The 20,239-nt window shown below is 35.9% G+C and carries 14 protein-coding genes; 10 read left to right on the top strand and 4 right to left on the bottom strand.

Annotated elements, in window-relative coordinates:
• Window positions 1-8 precede the first annotated feature (8 nt).
• The 3 genes from CJF12_RS08590 to CJF12_RS08580 all read left to right on the top strand — a co-directional run bounded on the left by CJF12_RS08590 (window position 9) and on the right by CJF12_RS08580 (window position 3,648).
• Window positions 9-1,211: an MFS transporter gene (locus CJF12_RS08590; RefSeq protein ID WP_185117388.1), complete on the top strand. Its 1,203-nt coding sequence runs from the start codon at window positions 9-11 to the stop codon at window positions 1,209-1,211.
• 381 nt (window positions 1,212-1,592) lie between these two features.
• Complete coding sequence (locus CJF12_RS08585) at window positions 1,593-2,594, top strand: IS110 family RNA-guided transposase (RefSeq protein ID WP_034683537.1); 1,002 nt, start codon at window positions 1,593-1,595, stop codon at window positions 2,592-2,594.
• 121 nt (window positions 2,595-2,715) lie between these two features.
• Window positions 2,716-3,648 carry an FAD-dependent oxidoreductase gene (locus CJF12_RS08580; RefSeq protein ID WP_034683388.1) on the top strand — a complete coding sequence of 311 codons (933 nt, stop codon included), beginning with the start codon at window positions 2,716-2,718 and terminating at the stop codon, window positions 3,646-3,648.
• 145 nt (window positions 3,649-3,793) lie between these two features.
• On the opposite strand, the gene CJF12_RS08575 is transcribed toward CJF12_RS08580, so the two are convergent.
• Window positions 3,794-4,174, bottom strand: coding sequence for a SpoIIAA family protein (locus CJF12_RS08575; protein WP_034683391.1), 381 nt, complete (start codon window positions 4,172-4,174; stop codon window positions 3,794-3,796).
• Between the two features lie 117 nt (window positions 4,175-4,291).
• Here CJF12_RS08575 and CJF12_RS08570 point away from each other — a divergent pair, with 117 nt between their 5' ends.
• Window positions 4,292-5,497: an NAD(P)/FAD-dependent oxidoreductase gene (locus CJF12_RS08570; RefSeq protein WP_034683393.1), complete on the top strand. Its 1,206-nt coding sequence runs from the start codon at window positions 4,292-4,294 to the stop codon at window positions 5,495-5,497.
• A 71-nt stretch (window positions 5,498-5,568) separates the two neighbouring features.
• On the opposite strand, the gene CJF12_RS08565 is transcribed toward CJF12_RS08570, so the two are convergent.
• The 3 genes from CJF12_RS08565 to CJF12_RS08555 form a co-directional block, all read right to left on the bottom strand.
• Window positions 5,569-6,750 carry a VWA domain-containing protein gene (locus CJF12_RS08565; RefSeq protein ID WP_034683394.1) on the bottom strand — a complete coding sequence of 394 codons (1,182 nt, stop codon included), beginning with the start codon at window positions 6,748-6,750 and terminating at the stop codon, window positions 5,569-5,571.
• A gap of 98 nt (window positions 6,751-6,848) precedes the next feature.
• Window positions 6,849-7,523 (bottom strand): SIMPL domain-containing protein, encoded by a 675-nt coding sequence (locus CJF12_RS08560; RefSeq protein ID WP_034683395.1) that lies wholly within the window; start codon window positions 7,521-7,523, stop codon window positions 6,849-6,851.
• 150 nt (window positions 7,524-7,673) lie between these two features.
• Window positions 7,674-9,428: an amidohydrolase family protein gene (locus CJF12_RS08555; RefSeq protein WP_034683396.1), complete on the bottom strand. Its 1,755-nt coding sequence runs from the start codon at window positions 9,426-9,428 to the stop codon at window positions 7,674-7,676.
• Between the two features lie 160 nt (window positions 9,429-9,588).
• Here CJF12_RS08555 and CJF12_RS08550 point away from each other — a divergent pair, with 160 nt between their 5' ends.
• From CJF12_RS08550 to CJF12_RS08525, 6 genes are all read left to right on the top strand, one after another.
• Entirely contained in the window at window positions 9,589-11,367 is a 1,779-nt protein-coding gene (locus CJF12_RS08550) for a tetratricopeptide repeat-containing sensor histidine kinase (protein ID WP_228423540.1), read from the top strand.
• Between the two features lie 140 nt (window positions 11,368-11,507).
• The gene (locus tag CJF12_RS08545; RefSeq protein WP_034683397.1) at window positions 11,508-12,242 is read left to right on the top strand and encodes a LytR/AlgR family response regulator transcription factor; all 735 of its coding nucleotides are present in this window, start codon (window positions 11,508-11,510) and stop codon (window positions 12,240-12,242) included.
• A 73-nt stretch (window positions 12,243-12,315) separates the two neighbouring features.
• Window positions 12,316-12,858: a lipocalin family protein gene (locus CJF12_RS08540; protein WP_034683400.1), complete on the top strand. Its 543-nt coding sequence runs from the start codon at window positions 12,316-12,318 to the stop codon at window positions 12,856-12,858.
• A 339-nt stretch (window positions 12,859-13,197) separates the two neighbouring features.
• On the top strand, window positions 13,198-14,451 hold the full coding sequence (locus CJF12_RS08535) for a CinA family nicotinamide mononucleotide deamidase-related protein (RefSeq protein WP_034683402.1): 1,254 nt from the start codon (window positions 13,198-13,200) through the stop codon (window positions 14,449-14,451).
• 84 nt (window positions 14,452-14,535) lie between these two features.
• A complete protein-coding gene (locus tag CJF12_RS08530) occupies window positions 14,536-17,934 on the top strand; it encodes a polysaccharide deacetylase family protein (RefSeq protein WP_034683404.1) in 3,399 nt (1,132 codons plus the stop codon).
• Between the two features lie 136 nt (window positions 17,935-18,070).
• Window positions 18,071-20,128: a M13 family metallopeptidase gene (locus tag CJF12_RS08525; RefSeq protein WP_034683406.1), complete on the top strand. Its 2,058-nt coding sequence runs from the start codon at window positions 18,071-18,073 to the stop codon at window positions 20,126-20,128.
• Window positions 20,129-20,239 lie beyond the last annotated feature (111 nt).

Genomic DNA, 20,239 nt, shown 5'->3' with positions numbered 1-20,239 from the left:
TAAACGATATGGGAGTAATTGATAAAAGGATAATACCACTGGCTATTGGTGGTTTGGGGATAGGAACTACGGAGTTTACCATTATGGGATTGCTTCCCGATATTGCCCGTTCTTTACAGGTAAGTATTCCGGAGGCCGGACACCTGATTTCAGCGTATGCATTAGGAGTGGTGATCGGAGCTCCGATATTGATCGGATATTCTGTGAAGTTTCCTCCTAAAAAAGTCCTGATCGTTTTAATGATGATCTTTACCCTATTTAATGGTTTATCAGCAATTGCCCCTGATTATACTACGATGTTAATCATTAGATTCATGTCGGGTTTGCCCCATGGTGCCTTCTTTGGAGTAGGAACAGTGGTTGCATCCAGGCTGGCAGGAAAAGGGAAAGGAGCCTTTTATATTTCATTGATGTTTACCGGGCTTACGGTCGCTAACCTTGCTATGGTTCCTTTGGTTACTTATATTGGACATACCTTCCACTGGAGGTGGTACTTTGCTATTGTGGCTGTTATTGGATTATTTGCTTTATTGTTTTTAAAATTCTGGCTTCCTGCTATGGAAACGAAACAAGATACCCATTTTTTGGAAGAATTAAAGTTTCTGAAACATAAGCAATCCTGGTTGGTATTGTTAATTACTGCTATCGGATTTGGAGGACTTTTTACCTGGTTTAGTTATATAACACCTTTGATGACTATTATTGCCGGAATTAAGGGTAGCCAGATGGCATATGTGATGGTTCTTGCAGGAGCGGGAATGGTCGTGGGAAATCTTGCGGGAGGATTTCTATCTGATAAGTTAGGACCTGAGAAGACCTGTTCACTTTTATTATTTTTAATGATGTCTTCGCTGGCAGGAGTATTTTTCTTTTCGGAATACCAAATGATCGCTTTAGTACTCACCTTCATTTGTGGTGCATTATCGATGTCTGTGGCTTCACCAATTAATATTATGATGATGAAAGCGGCTCCTAGAAGCGAAATGATGGCTGCCGCCTTTATGCAGGCTGCCTTTAATATTGCCAATGCAATGGGAGCTTTCTTAGGTGGGATTCCTTTAGAACATGGCTTTTCATTTAAATATCCATCGCTGGTTGGAGTAGGAATGACTTTTATAGGCTTATTAATAAGCATAAGATATATGTATTTGTACCGGACATCAAAACCCAACGAAGAAATACATGTGGAATGTGCTACATGTGATAAATAAGGCCATATCTTCTATGTTTATAAGGGCAAAATCGCGAAAACGCTGATTTGCTAAATTGTGAATTTAATGAGTGTTGATCATGTCGAGATTCTTAATGATCTTGGTAAGTCGTTAAAAGTTTTTTGCGGTTTAATTTTTTCATCACAGATTACCTTTAGATTTACACAATGAATTAGTATTAAATTAGATAATAATTATATTCTGAAGAACCAGAGAAAATAAAGTGAACTAAACAGATTTCCAGAACAGAACTATTCTGAGTATCAGACTTTATTTTCTCTTTTGAATATCTGCCATTTAGAATGTTAAGCATTAAGGCTTATTAAAGGTTTTAGCATTATTCAAAATGGTTCATTCAGGATAAATCCTAAATCCAAAGTTATGAAAAGTTATTTTATAGGAATTGATATTTCCAAAGATACCTTGGATGTTTGTATCATGAGTGATTCTGAAGAGAAAGACATTTTTTTTAAAGTTGAAAATACTCTATCAGGAATTGAAAGTATGATTTCAAGAAACATCCCAGAGAATGCTCAATTGTGGTATTGCTTTGAAAATACAGGAAATTATGGGCTGCTCCTTGCCAGGATATTGGAAAGCCAAGAAATAAGCTATTATCAGGTCCCGGCTCTCGAAATAAAATTAAGTCAGGGAATACAAAGAGGAAAGAATGATCGAGTTGATGCCTGGAGGATTGCCAAGTATGCAAAAACATATTGCAAAGAACTTAAACCTTATCTCCTTCCCAGTAAAGAACTGCTTAAGATAAAAAATCTTCTTACCTACAGAAATCATTTGATAAAGGTAAGAACACAGTTCAAGAATGAGATAAAAGCTTTTTATCAGATCAATAAAATAGCTGATGTAAGTTTTGAAATTAATGATATTATGGGCCATATACAGCAACTGGATAAAAATATAGCATTAGTTGAAGAAAAAATAAAACAGGAAATCCATAATCAACAACACCTCAACCGAAACTTTGAAAAAATAACCAAAGTGAAAGGGGTTGGATTCCTCACAGCAGCTTATATGATTGTATTAACGAATAATTTTACAAGTTTTCAAAACCCAAGGAAATTCAACTGTTATGCAGGGATTGCTCCTTTTGAGCATACATCAGGAACAAGTGTTCAAGGCAAAACTAAAACAAGTAAACTTAGAAATAAAAGAATTAAAACGATTCTTTTTAATGGTGCTAATTCTGCCGTAATTTATGATGAAGAATTAAAATCTTATTACCAAAGAAAAAAACAACAGGGAAAAGCACATAATTCTATTATCAATGCTGTATGCTGTAAAATTGTATATAGAATATTTGCTGTCGTAAAAAGGGAAGAACCTTTTGTAAATTTAACAAGATATAATTTGCATATGTCTTAGAATACTCAGGTCAGTATAAATGTTTGCATTATTTTTTTTATTCTTAGATTGAAGTGATCATATGAAATTCTTTGTTAGGACGAAAAATAGTATCTTCAAGCTTGTTATTAATTCTTAAGAAATGAAACAGGTAACAGTTGTTGGATGCGGTATCATAGGTCTTACAAGTGCCATCGCTTTACAGGAAAGGGGATGGAAAGTACGATTACTGGCCAAAGAACGATTCGAAGATACTTTGTCACAAAAGGTTGGAGCAATATGGTTTCCTTTTGCGATTAATCCTATAGAAGATGCCAATCGCTGGGGGAGCAGATCATACCAACGTTATTTACAAGAGCAGCTTCCAGATAACGGAGTTTCCTTTATTCCTTTTACGGTAGTTTATAATACGTCCAGTGATACTTCCTGGACACAAAAATTGCCTGAAGGATCTGTTCGTGATGCTGTAGAGAAAGAATTGCCACTTGGTGCAGAAACAGCTTATGTAGCTACCGTACCACTAGCGGAGCCCTGGTTATATTTGCCGAATCTTTTCGAACGTTTCCTTGCCAATGGAGGAATGTTTGAGAAATTAGAAATAGATACTTTGAAGCAGTTAAGTGAATTGGATGCCTATGTTGTCAATTGTACAGGACTTGGGGCAAAATCAATTTGTCAGGATGAAGAACTTTTACCTATGCGTGGGCAGATATTAAGAACAGAACAGTTCGATGTTCATTCATGTGTAAACTCTACCCGAAACAATGCTTTGAGCTATGTTATCAGGAGAAGCACAGACTGTATTATTGGAGGTACTGACTATCTTAATGACTGGAATATGGAAACAGATGACCACGATACAAATTTGATTTTAACCCGTTTTCATGAAGCGGGAATTTCTATGGAAAATCCTGTGATTTTAGAAAAAGTAGTAGGCTTGAGGCCTAAACGTCATGAAGTACGTTTTACATTTGATCCCCAATATCCCAATGTTTTTCATAATTATGGCCACGGAGGTTCAGGCTTTACAGTAGCTTGGGGCTGTGCATTAGAGCTGGCTGAACTTATTGAGTAGTGTGAGGTTTCCAGGCTGAAGAATATGAAATGATGTATGAGAATATCATTTCGGTAGAGACTAGCTTAAATCCCAAAAGTGAAGAGGTTATTTTTTAACCATGAATGCACGAATAAATGGATTCGTACATTCGTGGCTAGTATTTTTATGCTTCAACTTCATTACCGTTTTTACACCAGTAAAGAGCGTTGTATAAATTTTCTTTTGGAAATGATTTGAATTCGCCGGGCATCAGAACGCTGAAAATAGCCGTGAAATTCTGAATACTTTCATTATCGGTAACAATTGCTGTTCGGTTCCATTTTGTAAGATTTTTTAACCCTAAAAATGCATCTTGTAGCCAGGCTCCCATGGTAAAATTATCCAGATCCGTATCCAAATACAATAAATAATTAAGTTCCTCAAACTGATCAACTTTCTTTTTTACATGGGGAATAACAAGGTTTTCAAAATCTTCTCGGGTTACTTCTCCCGTAGCACTAAATGCAGCAACATTTTCCGGGGCTTCTGGAATAATCGTTATCATAGTATATATTTTTAAATGTGGTTTGATTTAATGTCAGTAAACAATAATTACACCATTAATGCCTTTGAAATCGTTAAAATCATCATAAATAGTAGTACTTTAGTTTAAAATATTAATATGGATTTAAAGTCTAATGAACCATTTTGGTTAATAAAAAATGGGTTGATCACATCATATCCCTCATTAAAATCTGATGTAGAATGTGATGTATTAATTATAGGAGGTGGGATTACAGGGAGTTTAATCGCCCATCAAATGGTACAGGATGGTTATCAGACAATTCTTATAGATAAACGTGAAATCTGCAATGGTAGTACTTCGGCAACTACATCAATGCTGCAATACGAAATAGATCTTCCCCTTTATGAACTGATTGACATGATTGGAGAAAAAGGGGCGGTTGAAAGTTATAAAGCTTGTTCGGATTCGATAGATACCATAGAAAAATTAGCCAGAAAGTTAAAGACAGAATCGGGTTTTAAAAGAAAACAATCTTTATACTATGCTGCCAAAAAGAAAGATATTGCCTGGTTGAAGAAAGAATATGAAGCAAGAAAAAATGCTGGTTTTGAAGTGACCTGGCTTGAGCCGGAAGAAATTCACAGAGATTTTAGTTTCCAGAATACTTTTGGAGGAATTCTGTCAAAACAGGGTGCCAGCATTGATGCTTTTAAATTTGCCCATGAACTATTAGAATTTAACCGTAAGAAGGGGCTTGATATATTTGACAAAACTGAAATGAAATCGGTAGGGTATTTTAAAGGGTATAATCTGGTTTCTACGACCAATGGTCCTCAAATTAAGACAAAAAAAATCATCTACTGTGTAGGCTACGAGAGCAAGGATATGATTAAAGAAAAGTTTGTTGATTTAAAAAGTACCTACGCTATTGTTTCTGAAATCGAGGAAGACAAATTTAAAAACATTTCCAATACGTTGGTTTGGAATACGGACGAACCTTATATGTATATGAGAACAACCGATGACGGCAGGCTACTTATAGGAGGAGGGGATGAAGATTTTTTCGATGCTGAAAAAAGGGATGCGCTTCTCGATAAAAAGGAAAAAGAAATTCTGAAGACATTAAAAAAGATAAAGCCAGATTATCATTTTTATACGGATTTTGTCTGGGCAGGTACTTTTGGAGAAACGAAAGACGGATTGCCTTATATTGGAGAGCATAAAGATTTTAAAAACTCTTATTTTGTGTTAGGGTTTGGAGGAAATGGGATCACATTTTCAGTTACAGGAATGGAAATGGCTTCTCTATTTATGAAAAACAAGAAACATTCGTTATCAAAATATTTTAAATTCGGAAGATAAGTCTGATGGCTGATATGCGACAGCGATGAATTAAATAATTAATGGTAACTTCAAGAGTTACCATTAATTTATTATGAGCTATATCCATTCTTTTTTGCCAGTTCCAGAATTGATTTTTCAATAGCTTTCCCAAGATCATCCGAATCTGTATTTCCTCGTTTTTTTATTTCCCTGTCAATATAATCCTGGCGTTTTTTAGAAAGCTCTCCAATCTCCTTCTGGATTTTTTCACGTTCACTGGACTTTAGAGCAACAGCTTTTTTTACCTCTTCCTTGCTTTTACCTTTTAATTCAGCCGGAAGCTCGCTCTCTTTAATTGTTGCAATAAAATTGACATCCTTTTCAGCTTTATCCACCAAATCCCAATGCTCATTTTGATAAGCATTCTTTTGGGCTTTAGCTACGGTTCTTTCCACAGCATTGGAAGCCGATAGCATTCCGGCATTTCTATCCTGTATCATTTGATTGCTTTTATATTCAGAGCCTTTTCTTCCATAATAAATATAAGTATCATTAAGCTTCGAATTACATTCTGAAATCCGGATATCATAAGGCGTTTCAATATACCTTACTTTCTGATCACTATTAATATTAAAATACTTTCCGTTACCTGTAATCGCTCCACTTTGCCACAAAGATTGAATCCCTTCATTTCTGTCACCGCAAAAAATAGTATTGGTATAGATTCCTTTAGCTTTTGCAGATGAAATGACTTCTTTGTAATTAATCTTTCCCTGATCAAAAGGCTCGTTGCCGGCAATGTAGATCAATTTCATACTTTTATCATTGCGATCCCAGTTTAGGTTCATAGTCGCATCTCTGATAACAGCTCCACAATATTCGTTACCACCATTGGTTTTCAATGCAAATAATTTTTCTGAAACCAGATCCAGGTCCTGGGTTAATGGGGTTACCTGTCGGATGAAGTTTTCATCACGGATTCCATCATTTCCATATTCATACAAAGCGATCTCTATTTGTGGAGCCTGGCCGTTGTACTTCAGGGTGGTTAAAGTATTGACGATATTCCAAAGTCTGGATTTTGCCTGGTCAATCAGTCCATCCATGCTGTTGGACGTGTCCAGTAAAAGGGCTACCTGAATTTTATTTTCTCTTCCGGCAGGAGTGTTTTGTGCCGATATTTTTTTGCGGTCAGCCGAACCGTTTTTAATTCCGGGCTGATGTGCTTTTATATTACCTGAGCTCAAAAAAAGGGTCCCTACTGCTATTGTTAAAATTTTAAAAGTTGTCATTGTTTATTATTTTAAATTCCTAAAGTAAAATGATTGGTATTTTCAGACTTGAAATCTGAAACTTGAAAACTCTTCTGAACTGTCTTTATATTAGTTTCTTAAAGTATTTCATACCTTGTCTTGATGCTGTATTTCAATTTGATATTTTCGATATTATCAAAAGAATAATCTACTCCTGCATCAGCTTCTAACTGTACGTTGCTGGATTTTCTGGCATAGGCAGCCATAGGCATTACCGTATCGCTTGTATAATCTTCTATTTCTACAATTTCAATAGGGCTTCCTGTCTTTTTACCCATGCTTTCCAACAAATAATCTGCTTTTTCCTTGGCAGCTTTTAGGGCATTGATTTTTACAACCTTTCTGAATTCTGCAATTTTGGTATTTTTTACCTCGGCAATATTCAGACTGCTTACCCATTTTTGATTGAGACCTTCAAAAACCTTGCTGAGGTTTGTTTTGGCATTTACCTTAAACTGGAAGCTTTTAGTAAATTTTGTTGTTTTGGAATAAATATTCTGGTACATCGATTTGAAGGTGATGTCTTCGTTTTTTACCCCATTACTTTTTAAGGTTTCAAATAATTTCTTTTCGTTATCGGCAAGCTCATTTTTATTGTCAGCTTTTATTCCGATATTGAAGATAATCTCATCCGGTTCCACTTCCATTTCAGCAACGCCTGTTACTTCAATTGCATTTTTCTTTACTTCCTGCGCATTGATAAAACTACCTGCTGTAAAGAGTCCGATTAATAAAAAATGTCTTAATTTCATAATTTCTGGTTTTAAATTCTGAAGTAAAATTAGCAGGATTGAAAACCGAAAAAGGAGAGACTTGGTGAAATGAAGTTTTCACTTGGTAAAACATATAAAAAAAGACAGCACTATCGTGTTGTCTTTTAAAATCTATGATGAAAAGCCTTTTTAAGGTAAAAAGTAAACCTTTGAAATTGCGTTGTTTTTAATTTCGTAAATAGCGGTTGCTTCTATTTTTCCCGGGCGGTTTAATCCGGAAACGCTTTCTTTGTCGATCACAAAATTGCCATTGATAATCCTGTTTACAATTTCACAATGAAGATCAGGTAATCTTTGGAACATAGCGTCATAACTTTTTCTCATGGCTTCTTTTCCTTTACTTATTAACTTGTTCGGAAAGGTGTAAAGCTCAACATCTTCTGCATAAGGTTCAAGAAAGGCCTCAATATTTCTGGCATTGTAACCGTTTACCTGTTGTTGTACAAGAGTTTCGGGAATTATTTTCACAATCTTATCAACTTGCATGGGCCGTCCGTTTTTGAAGACCATTTCTATTTGAGTAAGGTGGTCTAAGTTATTTGAGGGATCAGAGCTGAGAAGAACCATATCTGCAGTTTTGCCGGCAGCAATACTTCCGGAAGTATTTTCTTTATTAAATATTTTAGCAGGATTAATGGTTGCAGATTGTAAAACCTGCCAGTTGCTCATTCCAGTTTCTTTCATAGCTTTAAGCTCAGCTATGAAAGAGGAAGCGTGCTGGGTACCTATATTTCCGGCATCTGTTCCAGCGGCAATAGTTACCCCGCCATCAGCAAGTCTTTTCAAATTAATAAACCGGATAGAATCTACCTTTGATGTGTATGCATTGATCTGAGGGAGGTTGAAGCGTTTCTTCAGCTTGTTCAGCATGATGGAATCCGCTGTGCCGGACAAATGCTTTACATCATACATAGAGCCGATGGCATCCGGATTTGCATTTTCTAATTCGTATGTATTATAATTCTTTTTCTGTGCATATGTTTTGTAATAATTATCCATTACTGTTAAAGTGGGACTTAATATTACTTTTTTGGATTGCAGGAGCTTTATAAAGCTGTCCGGTACGACCTCATCTTCTATATTATGAACCAGAAATTCAGCGCCGTTTTCTACTGCAATTTGAGCAGTGATTCTTTCAGTAGCATGTACGGCTACCTTAAGATTATTTTTATGTGCTTCATCAATAATTGCTTTTATAATAGGTTCATATTTTCGGGCTGCAGTTTCGGTTTCCTTTCCTTTTGCAGTGACGATGTACCATATTTTGATAAAATCCGGCTTGTATGGAAGCTGTTCCTGAACCAGTTTTTTGGCTTCCTCAATAGAATGAACCAATTTAAAAGGTTCATTTTTATCAAGGTTTTTGAATGCCTCCGGTTCATAAGTCGTAATAAGAGGTCCGGTCATATATACTGACGGTAAATCAGCTTTCTTTGCAAACGAATTACGAAGAGTGAGAAAATTGTAAGTCGCACCGGCATCTACTACGGAGGTAATTCCACTTTTAAGATAACGCAATAAAAAATCTTCCATATGATGATGGACAAAATCGATCTCTTTTTCATAAGGAACATGTTTTCTCAGGTCCAGTACATCCGGTCTTGTATATAGACCACCACTTTGAAAAAAATGCACATGGGCATCCGTCATTCCGGGCATTAAAAACTTACCTGTACCATTAATAACCGTTACATTTTGTGGTGTTTTGATCTTTTTGGCAGACTTGATTTCTGCAATAATGTTTTCCTTAATAACAACAGTCTGGGCAGGAATTAGTTTTTTATTAATCACATCTACTACCGTTACGTTTTGGATATAAGTTTGTGCATAAGCCTTATTAATGAGAAAATATAGGGTGAATAGTAGATAATAATGTGGTTTCATGAGTATTCGTTTTATTTGATTGTATAATTCCTAAAGATATGAAAACGAACGTATTGATTTTTGATTTTCTTTCAACTTGATGAAACAGAGCTTTGACTTGGTGAATGATGATCAATGATTCTTAAAGTTTTACTTACTTTGCAGTACAGATTTGAATCCGGTGAAACTATTTTTAAAAATTATATTGATCATGACGTTGGCGATGGGAAGTTTTTCCTTCGCACAGGATTCTACAAGGGTTTCAAAAGCCCTTAAATCGGCTTCAAAATTTCAAAAGGCAGTTGATAATAATGATAATAAGGCAGTTGCAGATACCTACGTAGGAATGGCTAATGATTATTACAACCAGGGAAATTATCCTAAAAGTGAAGAGTATCTGATCAAAGCCCGAAATCTATATCAAAATCTTAATGATAAACAAAATCTTGAAAAGGTAACCCGAAGACTGGCACAATCCCAGGAAAGGCAAAATAAAATAACACCTGCTATAATGAATTACGGGCGTGCTGCTAAAATAGGATACTCTAAAGAAAATCAGGCGGTTAACTCAAACGATGCAGCCAGGCTTTCTTCTCCTTCGCAGGAAGTGAAATTAGAAGCTATTCAAAATAATATTGATATCAGTCAGAAAGAAAGTGAAAAAGGAGAGCTTGCTGCAAGTTACAGCCAGATGGCGGATGTCAATATCCAGCAGAATAACATTCCAAAAGCTGAAGAGAATCTAAATAATGCCTTTCAGCTTTCTAAAAAACAGGCTCCTCAGCAAGCGTTGGAAATTAATCAGAAACTCACTAATTTTTACATAGAAAACAAAAAATTTGATAAGGCCATTAAAGCTAAAAAAGAAGTTTTAAAAGAAGATTTTGTAAAAGATAATTCACAAAAAAAGGTTGAGCAGCTCCAGGAGCTAGCCGACATTTATCTGAAAAAAAATGACACAGAAGAAGCTATAGGCCTGTTTAAAAATGCTTATTATATCGCTATAGAAAAAGGACATACCATGGAAGCACAAAAAAGTGTGAAGAAGTTGGACAGTCTTTATAATGTTTCTGGTAATACGAATGCTTCAGTAACGTTGTACAGAGATTTTTTAGGAAAGTTGCCGGATCTGGTATCTAAAGACAGAAGCCTGGTTGATAATAAAATCCTTGAAGATACAGAACAACGAATTTCTCAACTGGAAAAGGAGAGGGAGCTCAAAGATGAATTAATCCGTAAGAAAAATGTTTTTAATTATAGTCTCATCGGAGCATTGGTGGTATTATTAGCTTTAATAGGCTTTATTTTCTGGACACTGAGAAAAGTCCAGACTAAAAATAAGAAAATCGCGCTGCAGTCGCTTCGTCGGGAAATGAATCCCCATTTTATTTTTAACAGCCTGAATAGTGTTAACCAGTTTATTGCAACCAACAATGAACTCGAAGCAAATCAATATCTCACCAAGTTTTCAAAACTGATGCGAGGTGTCATGGAAAACTCGGCTGAGGATTTTATCCCGTTTCAACAGGAAATAGATCTGCTGCAAAACTATCTGGCATTGGAAAAAACACGTTTTTCGGATAAGTTTGATTATGAAATTGAAGTAGATGAAAATTTAAATCAGCAAAGTCTTCAGATCCCCGGAATGCTCGTGCAGCCGTTTTTAGAAAATGCCATTTGGCATGGATTAAGGTACAGGAAAGAAAAAGGATTCTTAAAATTACGCTTTGAAAAAAGTAATGATCATTTGAAAATCATTATTGAAGATAATGGAATTGGTATTGAAGAAAGCAAAAAGCTAAAGACGCAACATCAAAAAGCCAGAGAAGGACGGGGAATGAAAAATACCCTGGAAAGGATTACCTTACTGAACGATTTGTATAAAAAAGATATCAATTGTAAAATAATTGACAAGCAAAATAAACAAGGGGTTACAGTAGAAGTAAGTTATAAGTTATGAGTTTGTAATTTTGCAACTATCAACTATCAACTATCAACTATCAACTATCAACTATCAACTATCAACCATTATTCAGTTGTATAAAAAACTAAATATTCATATTTTTACTTGAAAACCGGAGATTACCCGGATCTGTTTCAATGAAAATAAAAGCTGTTATTATAGATGACGAGGCTATTGCCAGGGATGTTCTAAGGAACTATCTCACAAAATACTGTCCTCAGATTGAAATTCTTGGAGAAGCTGAGAATATAAAAGATGCGGTACCTCTCATAGCTGAAAAACAGCCGCAGCTTGTTTTTCTGGATGTTGAAATGCCTTATGGAAATGCCTTTGATGTATTGGAAGCAACCAAAGACTTTTCTTATGAAACCATTTTTATTACTGCTTTTTCACAATACTCTTTACAGGCACTTAATAAATCGGCCAGCTATTATATTTTGAAGCCGATTGATATTCAGGAGCTTATTTTAGCAGTTAATAAAGTGGCGGAAAGTCTGGAAAAGAAAGAAGAACTGAACCGGAATAAGATTTTACTTGAAAACTTAAAATTGAAACCTGAAAAGCAACAACTGATTCTTCCTACGTTACAGGGATTTGATGTGGTGAAAACAGAAGATATTCTCAGGTTGCAGGCAGATGGTAATTTCACACAGGTTTATCTTGTCGATGGTTCCAAAAAGATGGTCTGCCGGTTTCTGAAACATTTTGATGATTTGTTGGAAACACCATTTGTCAGAGTACATCGTTCCCATATTATCAATATACATTTTGTGAAATCATATCACAAAAGCGGAACAGTTACTCTTTCGGATGATGCAGAAATTGAAGTCTCTAATACGTTTAAAGATGCTTTTCTAAAAGTGTTTTCTTAGATTTTAGTGTCCCTTAACAGACTAAAGGCATTATTTTTGGACTTTTTTATAATAACCATAAACCTGTATTATTATGAAAAATTTTCAGAAAATTGCGATACCAATCTCTCTGGGTGTTTTAGGAGCCCTACTTATTCATTCATGTTCGGTAAGAATCCCAAAAGGTGCAGTTGCCGTCAACCATTTTAACGCAGACAAGTATCTTGGAAAATGGTATGAAATTGCCCGTTTCGATTATAAATTTGAGAAAGATATGGATAACGTAACGGCTACCTATTCTAAAAATCCTGACGGAAGTATTCGTGTTGATAATAAGGGATATAATTATGTAAAGAAAGAATGGAAGGAGTCTATTGGAGAAGCGAGATTTGTCAAAGATAAGACTGAGGCACGCTTGAAAGTTTCTTTCTTTAAGCCAATATGGGCAGGATATAATGTAATAGATATTGATGATGACTATCAATACGCTTTGGTAGCCGGAAACAATTTAAAATACCTTTGGATATTATCCCGTTCCACTACCATTCCTGAAAGCATAAAACAACGATTCTTAGAAAAAGCAAGAAAAATAGGATATCATACTGATGATCTGATCTGGGTGAAGCATGATTTGTGAAATCGTAAAACCGTAAAATCGGCTGAACGGCGAAATCGTGGATTTGCCTAAAAGCTAAAGGAGCTAAATTGAAAAATCGTAAAACAGCAAAATCGTTAAATGTAATTTTTTTTGTTGGAATTTTCAGGAGATTACGGGCAATTTAGCCTTTTTGCCATTTCGCTATTCTACGGTTTTACGATTTTACAGTTTTGCGATTTCACAATTCACCGATTTCACAGCTGCCCAACCTGCTTTTACCCTTCATGAATTCGACAACTCATAATTTTCATCATAAATATTGCTTCAACCGGAGATTTTCCCGTCATTTGTAATAGATTTTTTTTCAAGAATTACAATATGGAAAACGCTGTTCTGATTACTATTGGAGATGAAATCCTTTCCGGAAATACCGTGGATACGAATTCTAACTTTATTGCGACCGAACTCAAAAACATAGGGATAAAAGTTTTACAAATTTTTACGATTTCAGATGAAATTGAAACGATTAAGGAAACCCTCAAATCTGCCTTTGAAATTGGAGATCTGGTCATTACTACTGGTGGTTTAGGACCTACACGTGACGATAAGACCAAAAAAGCTCTTGCTGAGTTTTTTGATGATGAGATTGCTTTGGATGATGTTACTTTTGAGCATTTGAAAAGCTATATGGAGAAAAGAGGGCGATCTGAAATATTGGAAAGAAACAAAGAGCAGGCTTTTGTTCCCACAAAATCGACTGTTTTCCAGAATCATTATGGAACGGCACCATGTATGATGATGGAACAAAACGGACAATTATCGTTCAGCCTTCCTGGAGTACCCTATGAAGTAAAGCCGTTGGTTAAAGATCAGATCATTCCTTATCTGAAAAACAAATTTGCCCTTCATTATATTTGTACCAGAATTGTTTCCGTTGTTGGTATTCCTGAAAGTGTCTTAGCAGATATTATTGAAGATTGGGAGCTCGCCCTTCCTGAAAATCTTGCTTTATCTTATCTTCCTATAGGAACCCGTGTGAAATTGAGATTGACAGCATCCGGTGATGACGAGTCTGTACTGAAACAGCAGCTGGAAGAGGAAATACAAAAGTTATTTCCTTTGGTAGGAGAGCATATTATTGCCACTACGGAAGACAAAATTGAAAAAATACTGGGTGAGCTTTTAACAGAAAGAAAGCTGACCATCTCTACTGCTGAAAGTTGTACCGGCGGAGAACTGGCTAAAATGATCACTTCTAATTCAGGAAGCTCCAAATACTTTTTAGGAGGAATTATCCCTTATGCTACAGAAAAAAAAGTAGAAATTCTAAAAGTTTCTCAAAAAACAGTAGATGAATTTACCGTGGTGAGTGAGCAGGTTGCTCAGGAAATGGCGAAAGGTTGTCAACAATTATTTGATACCCGTATTTCGCTATCTACGACTGGAGTTGCCGGTCCTGGAAAAGGAGAAGACGGTAAGGAAATAGGCACTGTTTTCTATACTATTAGAGTCAACGATCAGGATAAAACATTTAAATTGTACATGCCTCATTTGGATCGACATGATTTTATGCATTTTGTGTCTCAGAAAATTATTCAGGATTTAGTTAGTATTTTGGTAAATATTCAATAAATGTGTTGAATTTTTAATTTTTTTTTAATTTAATTTGAAGCAGTTTTTCACACTTTTTGAGATCCATTGACAAAAAGGATATAAGTGGAAAATTCAAAACAGGTTTTTCAAACGACTAATAAAAAGCGTTGGAGAAATGTGCAGTGGGGATCTCGTGTTTTTATCTTCGTTGGCGTATTGCTGATTCTGGCATTAGGCGTAATGATGAAGCTGGATAAAAGTCCCAAAATACCTTTTCATGAAGACTATAAAGCTGTCATTACAGCAGGAAAACCATATCTTCAGGAGAACAAAATTTCAAAAGAATATAAAGGATTCAGAAACTTTATTTCTGAAAAAACAATACATACCAGCCTTGCTAAAATAGAAAAAGCAAGAGCAGAAAGGCTTAAAAATCAGAATAAAAACTGGTCCCAGTTTCCCGGGGGGATTCGTTCGGCATTTTATGTTGCCTGGGATGCCCAGTCTTTAATGTCTCTGAAAAGAAATATCAAGCATGTGAATCTGGTTTTTCCGGAATGGTTTTTCCTTGATCCTAAAACGGGAGATTTGAGAACAAACATTGATCCCGAGGGTTATAAAGTGATTAAACGGACGGGTGTTGCAGCAATGCCTATCCTTAGTAATAATTTTGATCGCGAGTTCCGGTCTGAAGGACTGGGGAAAGTTTTAAAAGATCCGAAGAAAAGAACACAACTTATCCGGAAAATCACCCAGGAATGTGTGAAATTTCATTTCAAGGGAATTAATATTGACTTTGAGGAAATGAATCTGGATTCGGATGTAGACCTTATTGCCTTTATGAAAGAGCTTTCCGAAACATTTAAGCAAAATAGTTTATTGGTTACGATGGATATTATGACGGATAATGATGATTACAATATCCAGAATTTAGATCCATATGTAGATTATTTTGTACTGATGGCTTATGATGAGTACTCTGCGTCCGGAGATGCAGGCCCCATCTCTTCTCAAAAATGGATTGAAGCTCAGACCGGAAAAATTTTACAAAAAACATCAGCCAACAAAATTATTTTAGGACTAGGTGCTTATGGTTATGACTGGAGTTCCAACCCGGATGATAATGTTTCCGTTTCTTATATGCAGGCGATTACAAAAGCGAGTGCAAGTAAGGCTAATATGAATTTTGACGATAATACTTTTAATCTCAATTATTCATATAAGGACTTTAAAAATAATATGCATACTGTATTTTTCAATGATGCAGCTTCTATTTTCAATACCATGCGTTTTTCGTCAGAATATCCGTTGGCAGGAACTGCACTTTGGAGATTGGGAAGCGAAGACAGCAGAATCTGGAATTTCTACGATAAAGACCTCACCTTTGCAGGCTTACCTAAACTGGATTTAAAAAAGCTGGAAAATGTAAAAGGGCAAACTATGGTAGATTATATCGGAGATGGAGAAGTATTAGACGTGCTGAATACTCCCCATGATGGAAAAATAGCTTTGGAAATAGATCCGAAAGAAAAGATTATTACAGATGAAAATTATATAACGTATCCAAGCTCTTATGAGGTGAAAAAATATGGGCAAGCTCCGCAAAAAGAGTTGGTTTTAACTTTTGATGACGGGCCAGATGAAACCTATACACCCCAGGTTCTGGATATACTGTCAAAATATCATGTTCCGGCAGCTTTCTTTTTAATAGGTTTAAATGCGGAAAAGAATCTTCCCCTGGTAAAACGGATTTACAGGGAAGGTCACGAAATCGGAAATCACACGTTTACCCATGAAAATGTTGCAAAAGTAAGCCCGGAAAGAGCATTGCTGGAATTAAAACTCACAAGATTATTATTTGAATGCATCACCGGACACAGTACAATTTTGTTCCGTGCCCCATATAATGCGGATTCCGAACCTACGACATCGGAAGAGATTATTCCTGTAGCTTTAGCAAGACAGCAGAATTACCTGGATATTGGAGAAAGTATAGACCCTGAAGACTGGCAACCGGGAATAAAAGCAGATGAAATAGTAAAACGTGTTTTGCAGGGAGTAAAACAGGAGAAGGGAAATATTATTCTGCTTCATGATGCAGGAGGAGATACCCGCGAAGAAACTATAAAAGCACTTAAGGTTTTAATTCCTACATTGCAGAAACAAGGATATCACTTTACCAATCTGGCCAGTATTTTACATAAAAGTAAAAATGAACTTATGCCGGCAGTTCCTAAAACCAAGTCATATTATATTATGCAGCTTAATCTGGTTTTAGCTACAGTGATCTATGGAGTAAGCCATTTCCTTGTTGCATTATTTACCATTTTTATTGCATTGGGTCTGATAAGATTGCTTTTAATGGCTTATTGGGCTTTCAGGGAAAGAAAAAAAGAGAAGAAGTTGAGCGGATTTCCTGTTTTGGAAAACTATCCTAAAGTTTCTGTTATTGTTCCTGCTTATAATGAGGAAGTCAATATTGTGTCTTCCCTGAATAATCTACTAAAACAAACGTATCCGAATTTTGATGTGATCATGGTGGATGACGGAAGCAAAGATTCAACATATGAAAAGGCTATGGCTGCATTTTCCAACCATCCGAAATTGAAAATTTTCACCAAAGTGAATGGCGGGAAAGCAACAGCCTTAAATTTCGGGATTTCACAGACTGATGCAGAATATGTTGTTTGTATTGATGCAGATACAAAACTTGAGCAGGATGCTGTAAAGCATCTTATCGGAAGATTTTTAAATGCCGACCCTTCCGAAAAAATTGCTGCAGTAGCAGGTAATGTAAAAGTAGGGAATCAGGTTAACTGGCTTACAAAATGGCAGGCGATAGAATATACAACCAGTCAGAATTTTGATAGATTGGCGTATGCTCATATTAATGCCATAACTGTTATTCCAGGGGCTATAGGCGCTTTTAGAAAGTCGGTCATTGATGAGGTTGGCGGCTATTCTTCCGATACTTTGGCTGAAGACTGTGATGTTACAGTGAAAATTTTAAGAGAAGGATATACGGTGGCTAATGAAAACAGAGCCGTAGCTGTAACGGAAGCTCCGGAGACTGTGAAACAGTTTTTAAAACAGCGTTTCAGATGGACTTACGGAATTATGCAGATGTTCTGGAAGCAGAGACAAACGTTTTTAAATCCAAAATATAAAGGATTGGGACTTTGGGCGATGCCGAATATTTTATTATTCCAATATATTATTCCGTTTTTCTCGCCTCTTGCCGATTTGATTATGTTTTTTGGAATCCTGTCAGGGAACGGAGAAAAAATATTTGTTTACTATCTGTTATTCCTGCTGGTAGATGCTTCACTGGCGATCATTGCGTTTATGATGCAAAAAGAAAAGTTGATCAATTTGATCTACGTCATTCCGCAAAGGTTTGGTTACAGATGGTTGATGTACATCGTATTATTCAGAAGCTTGCGAAAAGCTTTAAAAGGTGAAATGCAGTCCTGGGGGTTCTTAAAAAGAACAGGGAATGTGAAAGAAATAGTAACCACTTGATATGTAGGGTTTTTTAAGCGTTAGGATCATATCTTTTGTAATTTTAATAAGTTTATATAGCTTTTAATTAAATTTGTTTTCTTAAAAGTAACGAATTAAAAAAAACAGATACTTATTATTATAAATTGTTATTATAATGAAAAAACTAACGCTTTCTTTGTTTTTATTAGCAGGAATTTGTTCACAAAATACGGTGAACGCTCAGGCTAAAACAACCAAAACAGTAATGAATACAACAGATAAAGGTTTAGACCTTAGCCTGATGGATAAATCTGTACGTCCACAGGATGATTTTTATAACTACGTGAGTGGAACGTGGATGAAAACAGCTAAAATTCCGGCTGATAAACCAACTTGGGGAAGTTTCAACAAATTGGCTGATGATACAGACAATAATTCAATGACAATTTTAAATTCGCTTCTAAAAGACAAGTTTGCAGATGGAAGCGAAGGGAAAAAGATCCAGGATTTGTATGCTACATACATGAATATGCAAAAGAGAAATGCAGACGGTATCAAGCCTATTCAGGAAAACCTGACTAAAATTGACGCGATCAAAAACCTGACTGACCTGCAAAACTACCTTACTTCCGTAACGAAAGAAGGAGAAAATACATTATACGGTTGGGGAATAGATGCTGATCTTAAAGACTCTAAAATGAATGCCGTATACCTTGGTGATGCTTCATTAGGATTGGGAAGAGATTACTATCAAAAGGTTAATGAAAAGAATACAGAAGCTCTTGCGGAATATCAGAAGTATGTAGCTTCTATGCTGAAAGAATTAGGGTATAAAAATGCTGATCAAGCAGCAAAAGGAATTGTAGATTATGAGAAAAGTGTTGCTCAGACTTATCTGACCAATGAGCAGATCCGTGATTCAAACCTTCAGTATAATCCTAAAACAATGGCAGAACTTTCTGCTTTGGTGAAAAATGTTGATCTGCCTGCTTATTTGAAAAAAGTAGGAGTGAATACGGATAAGGTGATCATCGGAGAAATTGGATATTATAAAAACTTCGATAAATTGGTGAGTGCTCAGAACCTTCCAATAATTAAAGATTATCTGAAGTTCCACCTGATTAGTGGAAGTGCATCTTATCTGAGTGAAAATCTTGGAAACATGAAATTTGCTTTCTATGGTAAATATTTGAGAGGTCAGCAGGAACAAAGAGCATTGAATAAAAGAGGATATGAGTTGATCAACAGTTCTCTAGGAGAAGCTTTTGGAAAATTATATGTTGAAAAGTATTTCCCTGCAGAAGCTAAAGCTCAGATGGTCGAACTAATCGATTACTTAAAGAAAAGTTTTGTTGTTCACATCAATAATTTAGCCTGGATGTCTTCTGTAACCAAGGAAAAAGCATTGAATAAGTTGAATAAATTCACTGTAAAAGTTGCTTATCCGGACAAATGGAAAGATTATTCTAAATTAACAATCACTCCTGAAGCAAAAGGAGGAACTTTATATCAAAACCTTCAGAATGTTTCGGAATGGCAATACAATAAAGATTTAGCAAAAATCGGAAAACCGGTGGATAAATCAGAATGGGGAATGACTCCACAGACGGTAAATGCTTATTATAATCCGGTAAACAATGAGATTGTATTCCCTGCAGCGATCCTTCAACCTCCGTTCTTCAACCCTAAGGCAGACGCGGCAGTTAATTTTGGTGGGATCGGAGCAGTAATCGGTCACGAAATGAGCCACGGATTTGATGATTCAGGTGCTCAGTTTGACGCCGATGGTAATCTGGTAGACTGGTGGACTCCTGAAGATAAGGCTAATTTCGAAAAAGCAACCAAAGCCCTTGCTTCTCAGTATGATAAATATGAGCCTGTAAAAGGAACGTTCGTTAACGGAACTTTCACAAACGGGGAAAATATTGCCGATCTGGGAGGAGTAAATATCGCTTACGATGCATTGCAAATGTATCTGAAAGATAAAGGAAACCCTGGAGTTATCAGTGGATTTACACAAGATCAAAGATTCTTCTTAAGCTGGGCTACAGTTTGGAGAACATTGTCAAGTGAGAAATATATGATTAACCAGGTGAAAACAGATCCGCATTCTCCTGGATATTTCAGAAGTTTCGGTCCTTTAACCAACGTTGATGCATTCTACAAAGCATTCGATGTAAAACAGGGAGATAAATTATACAAAGCTCCTCAGGACAGAATCAAAATCTGGTAAGACAGTATCAATATAAAATAAGGCCGCTCAGTAATGAGCGGTTTTTTGTTTGAGAAGGTGGCAGATGGAAGATAGTAGGGAGCAGTTAAAATTGCCTATTGAGATAAATAA

It is taken from the genome of Chryseobacterium piperi, assembly GCF_002285635.2.
GTDB classification, from domain to species: Bacteria; Bacteroidota; Bacteroidia; order Flavobacteriales; family Weeksellaceae; genus Chryseobacterium; species Chryseobacterium piperi.
The sequence above is the reverse complement of the archived record's forward strand: the minus strand, read 5'-3'. Positions and strand labels throughout refer to the sequence as shown.

Bases quoted from the DNA above. Each gene is read 5' to 3' on its own strand.
- CJF12_RS08580 (WP_034683388.1), top strand. From the start codon at position 2,716: ATGAAACAGGTAACAGTTGTTGGATGCGGTATCATAGGTCTTACAAGT.
- CJF12_RS08585 (WP_034683537.1), top strand. From the start codon at position 1,593: ATGAAAAGTTATTTTATAGGAATTGATATTTCCAAAGATACCTTGGAT.
- CJF12_RS08575 (WP_034683391.1), bottom strand. From the start codon at position 4,174: ATGATAACGATTATTCCAGAAGCCCCGGAAAATGTTGCTGCATTTAGT.
- CJF12_RS08540 (WP_034683400.1), top strand. From the start codon at position 12,316: ATGAAAAATTTTCAGAAAATTGCGATACCAATCTCTCTGGGTGTTTTA.
- CJF12_RS08555 (WP_034683396.1), bottom strand. From the start codon at position 9,428: ATGAAACCACATTATTATCTACTATTCACCCTATATTTTCTCATTAAT.
- CJF12_RS08590 (WP_185117388.1), top strand. From the start codon at position 9: ATGGGAGTAATTGATAAAAGGATAATACCACTGGCTATTGGTGGTTTG.
- CJF12_RS08570 (WP_034683393.1), top strand. From the start codon at position 4,292: ATGGATTTAAAGTCTAATGAACCATTTTGGTTAATAAAAAATGGGTTG.
- CJF12_RS08560 (WP_034683395.1), bottom strand. From the start codon at position 7,523: ATGAAATTAAGACATTTTTTATTAATCGGACTCTTTACAGCAGGTAGT.
- CJF12_RS08525 (WP_034683406.1), top strand. From the start codon at position 18,071: ATGAAAAAACTAACGCTTTCTTTGTTTTTATTAGCAGGAATTTGTTCA.
- CJF12_RS08535 (WP_034683402.1), top strand. From the start codon at position 13,198: ATGGAAAACGCTGTTCTGATTACTATTGGAGATGAAATCCTTTCCGGA.
- CJF12_RS08545 (WP_034683397.1), top strand. From the start codon at position 11,508: ATGAAAATAAAAGCTGTTATTATAGATGACGAGGCTATTGCCAGGGAT.
- CJF12_RS08565 (WP_034683394.1), bottom strand. From the start codon at position 6,750: ATGACAACTTTTAAAATTTTAACAATAGCAGTAGGGACCCTTTTTTTG.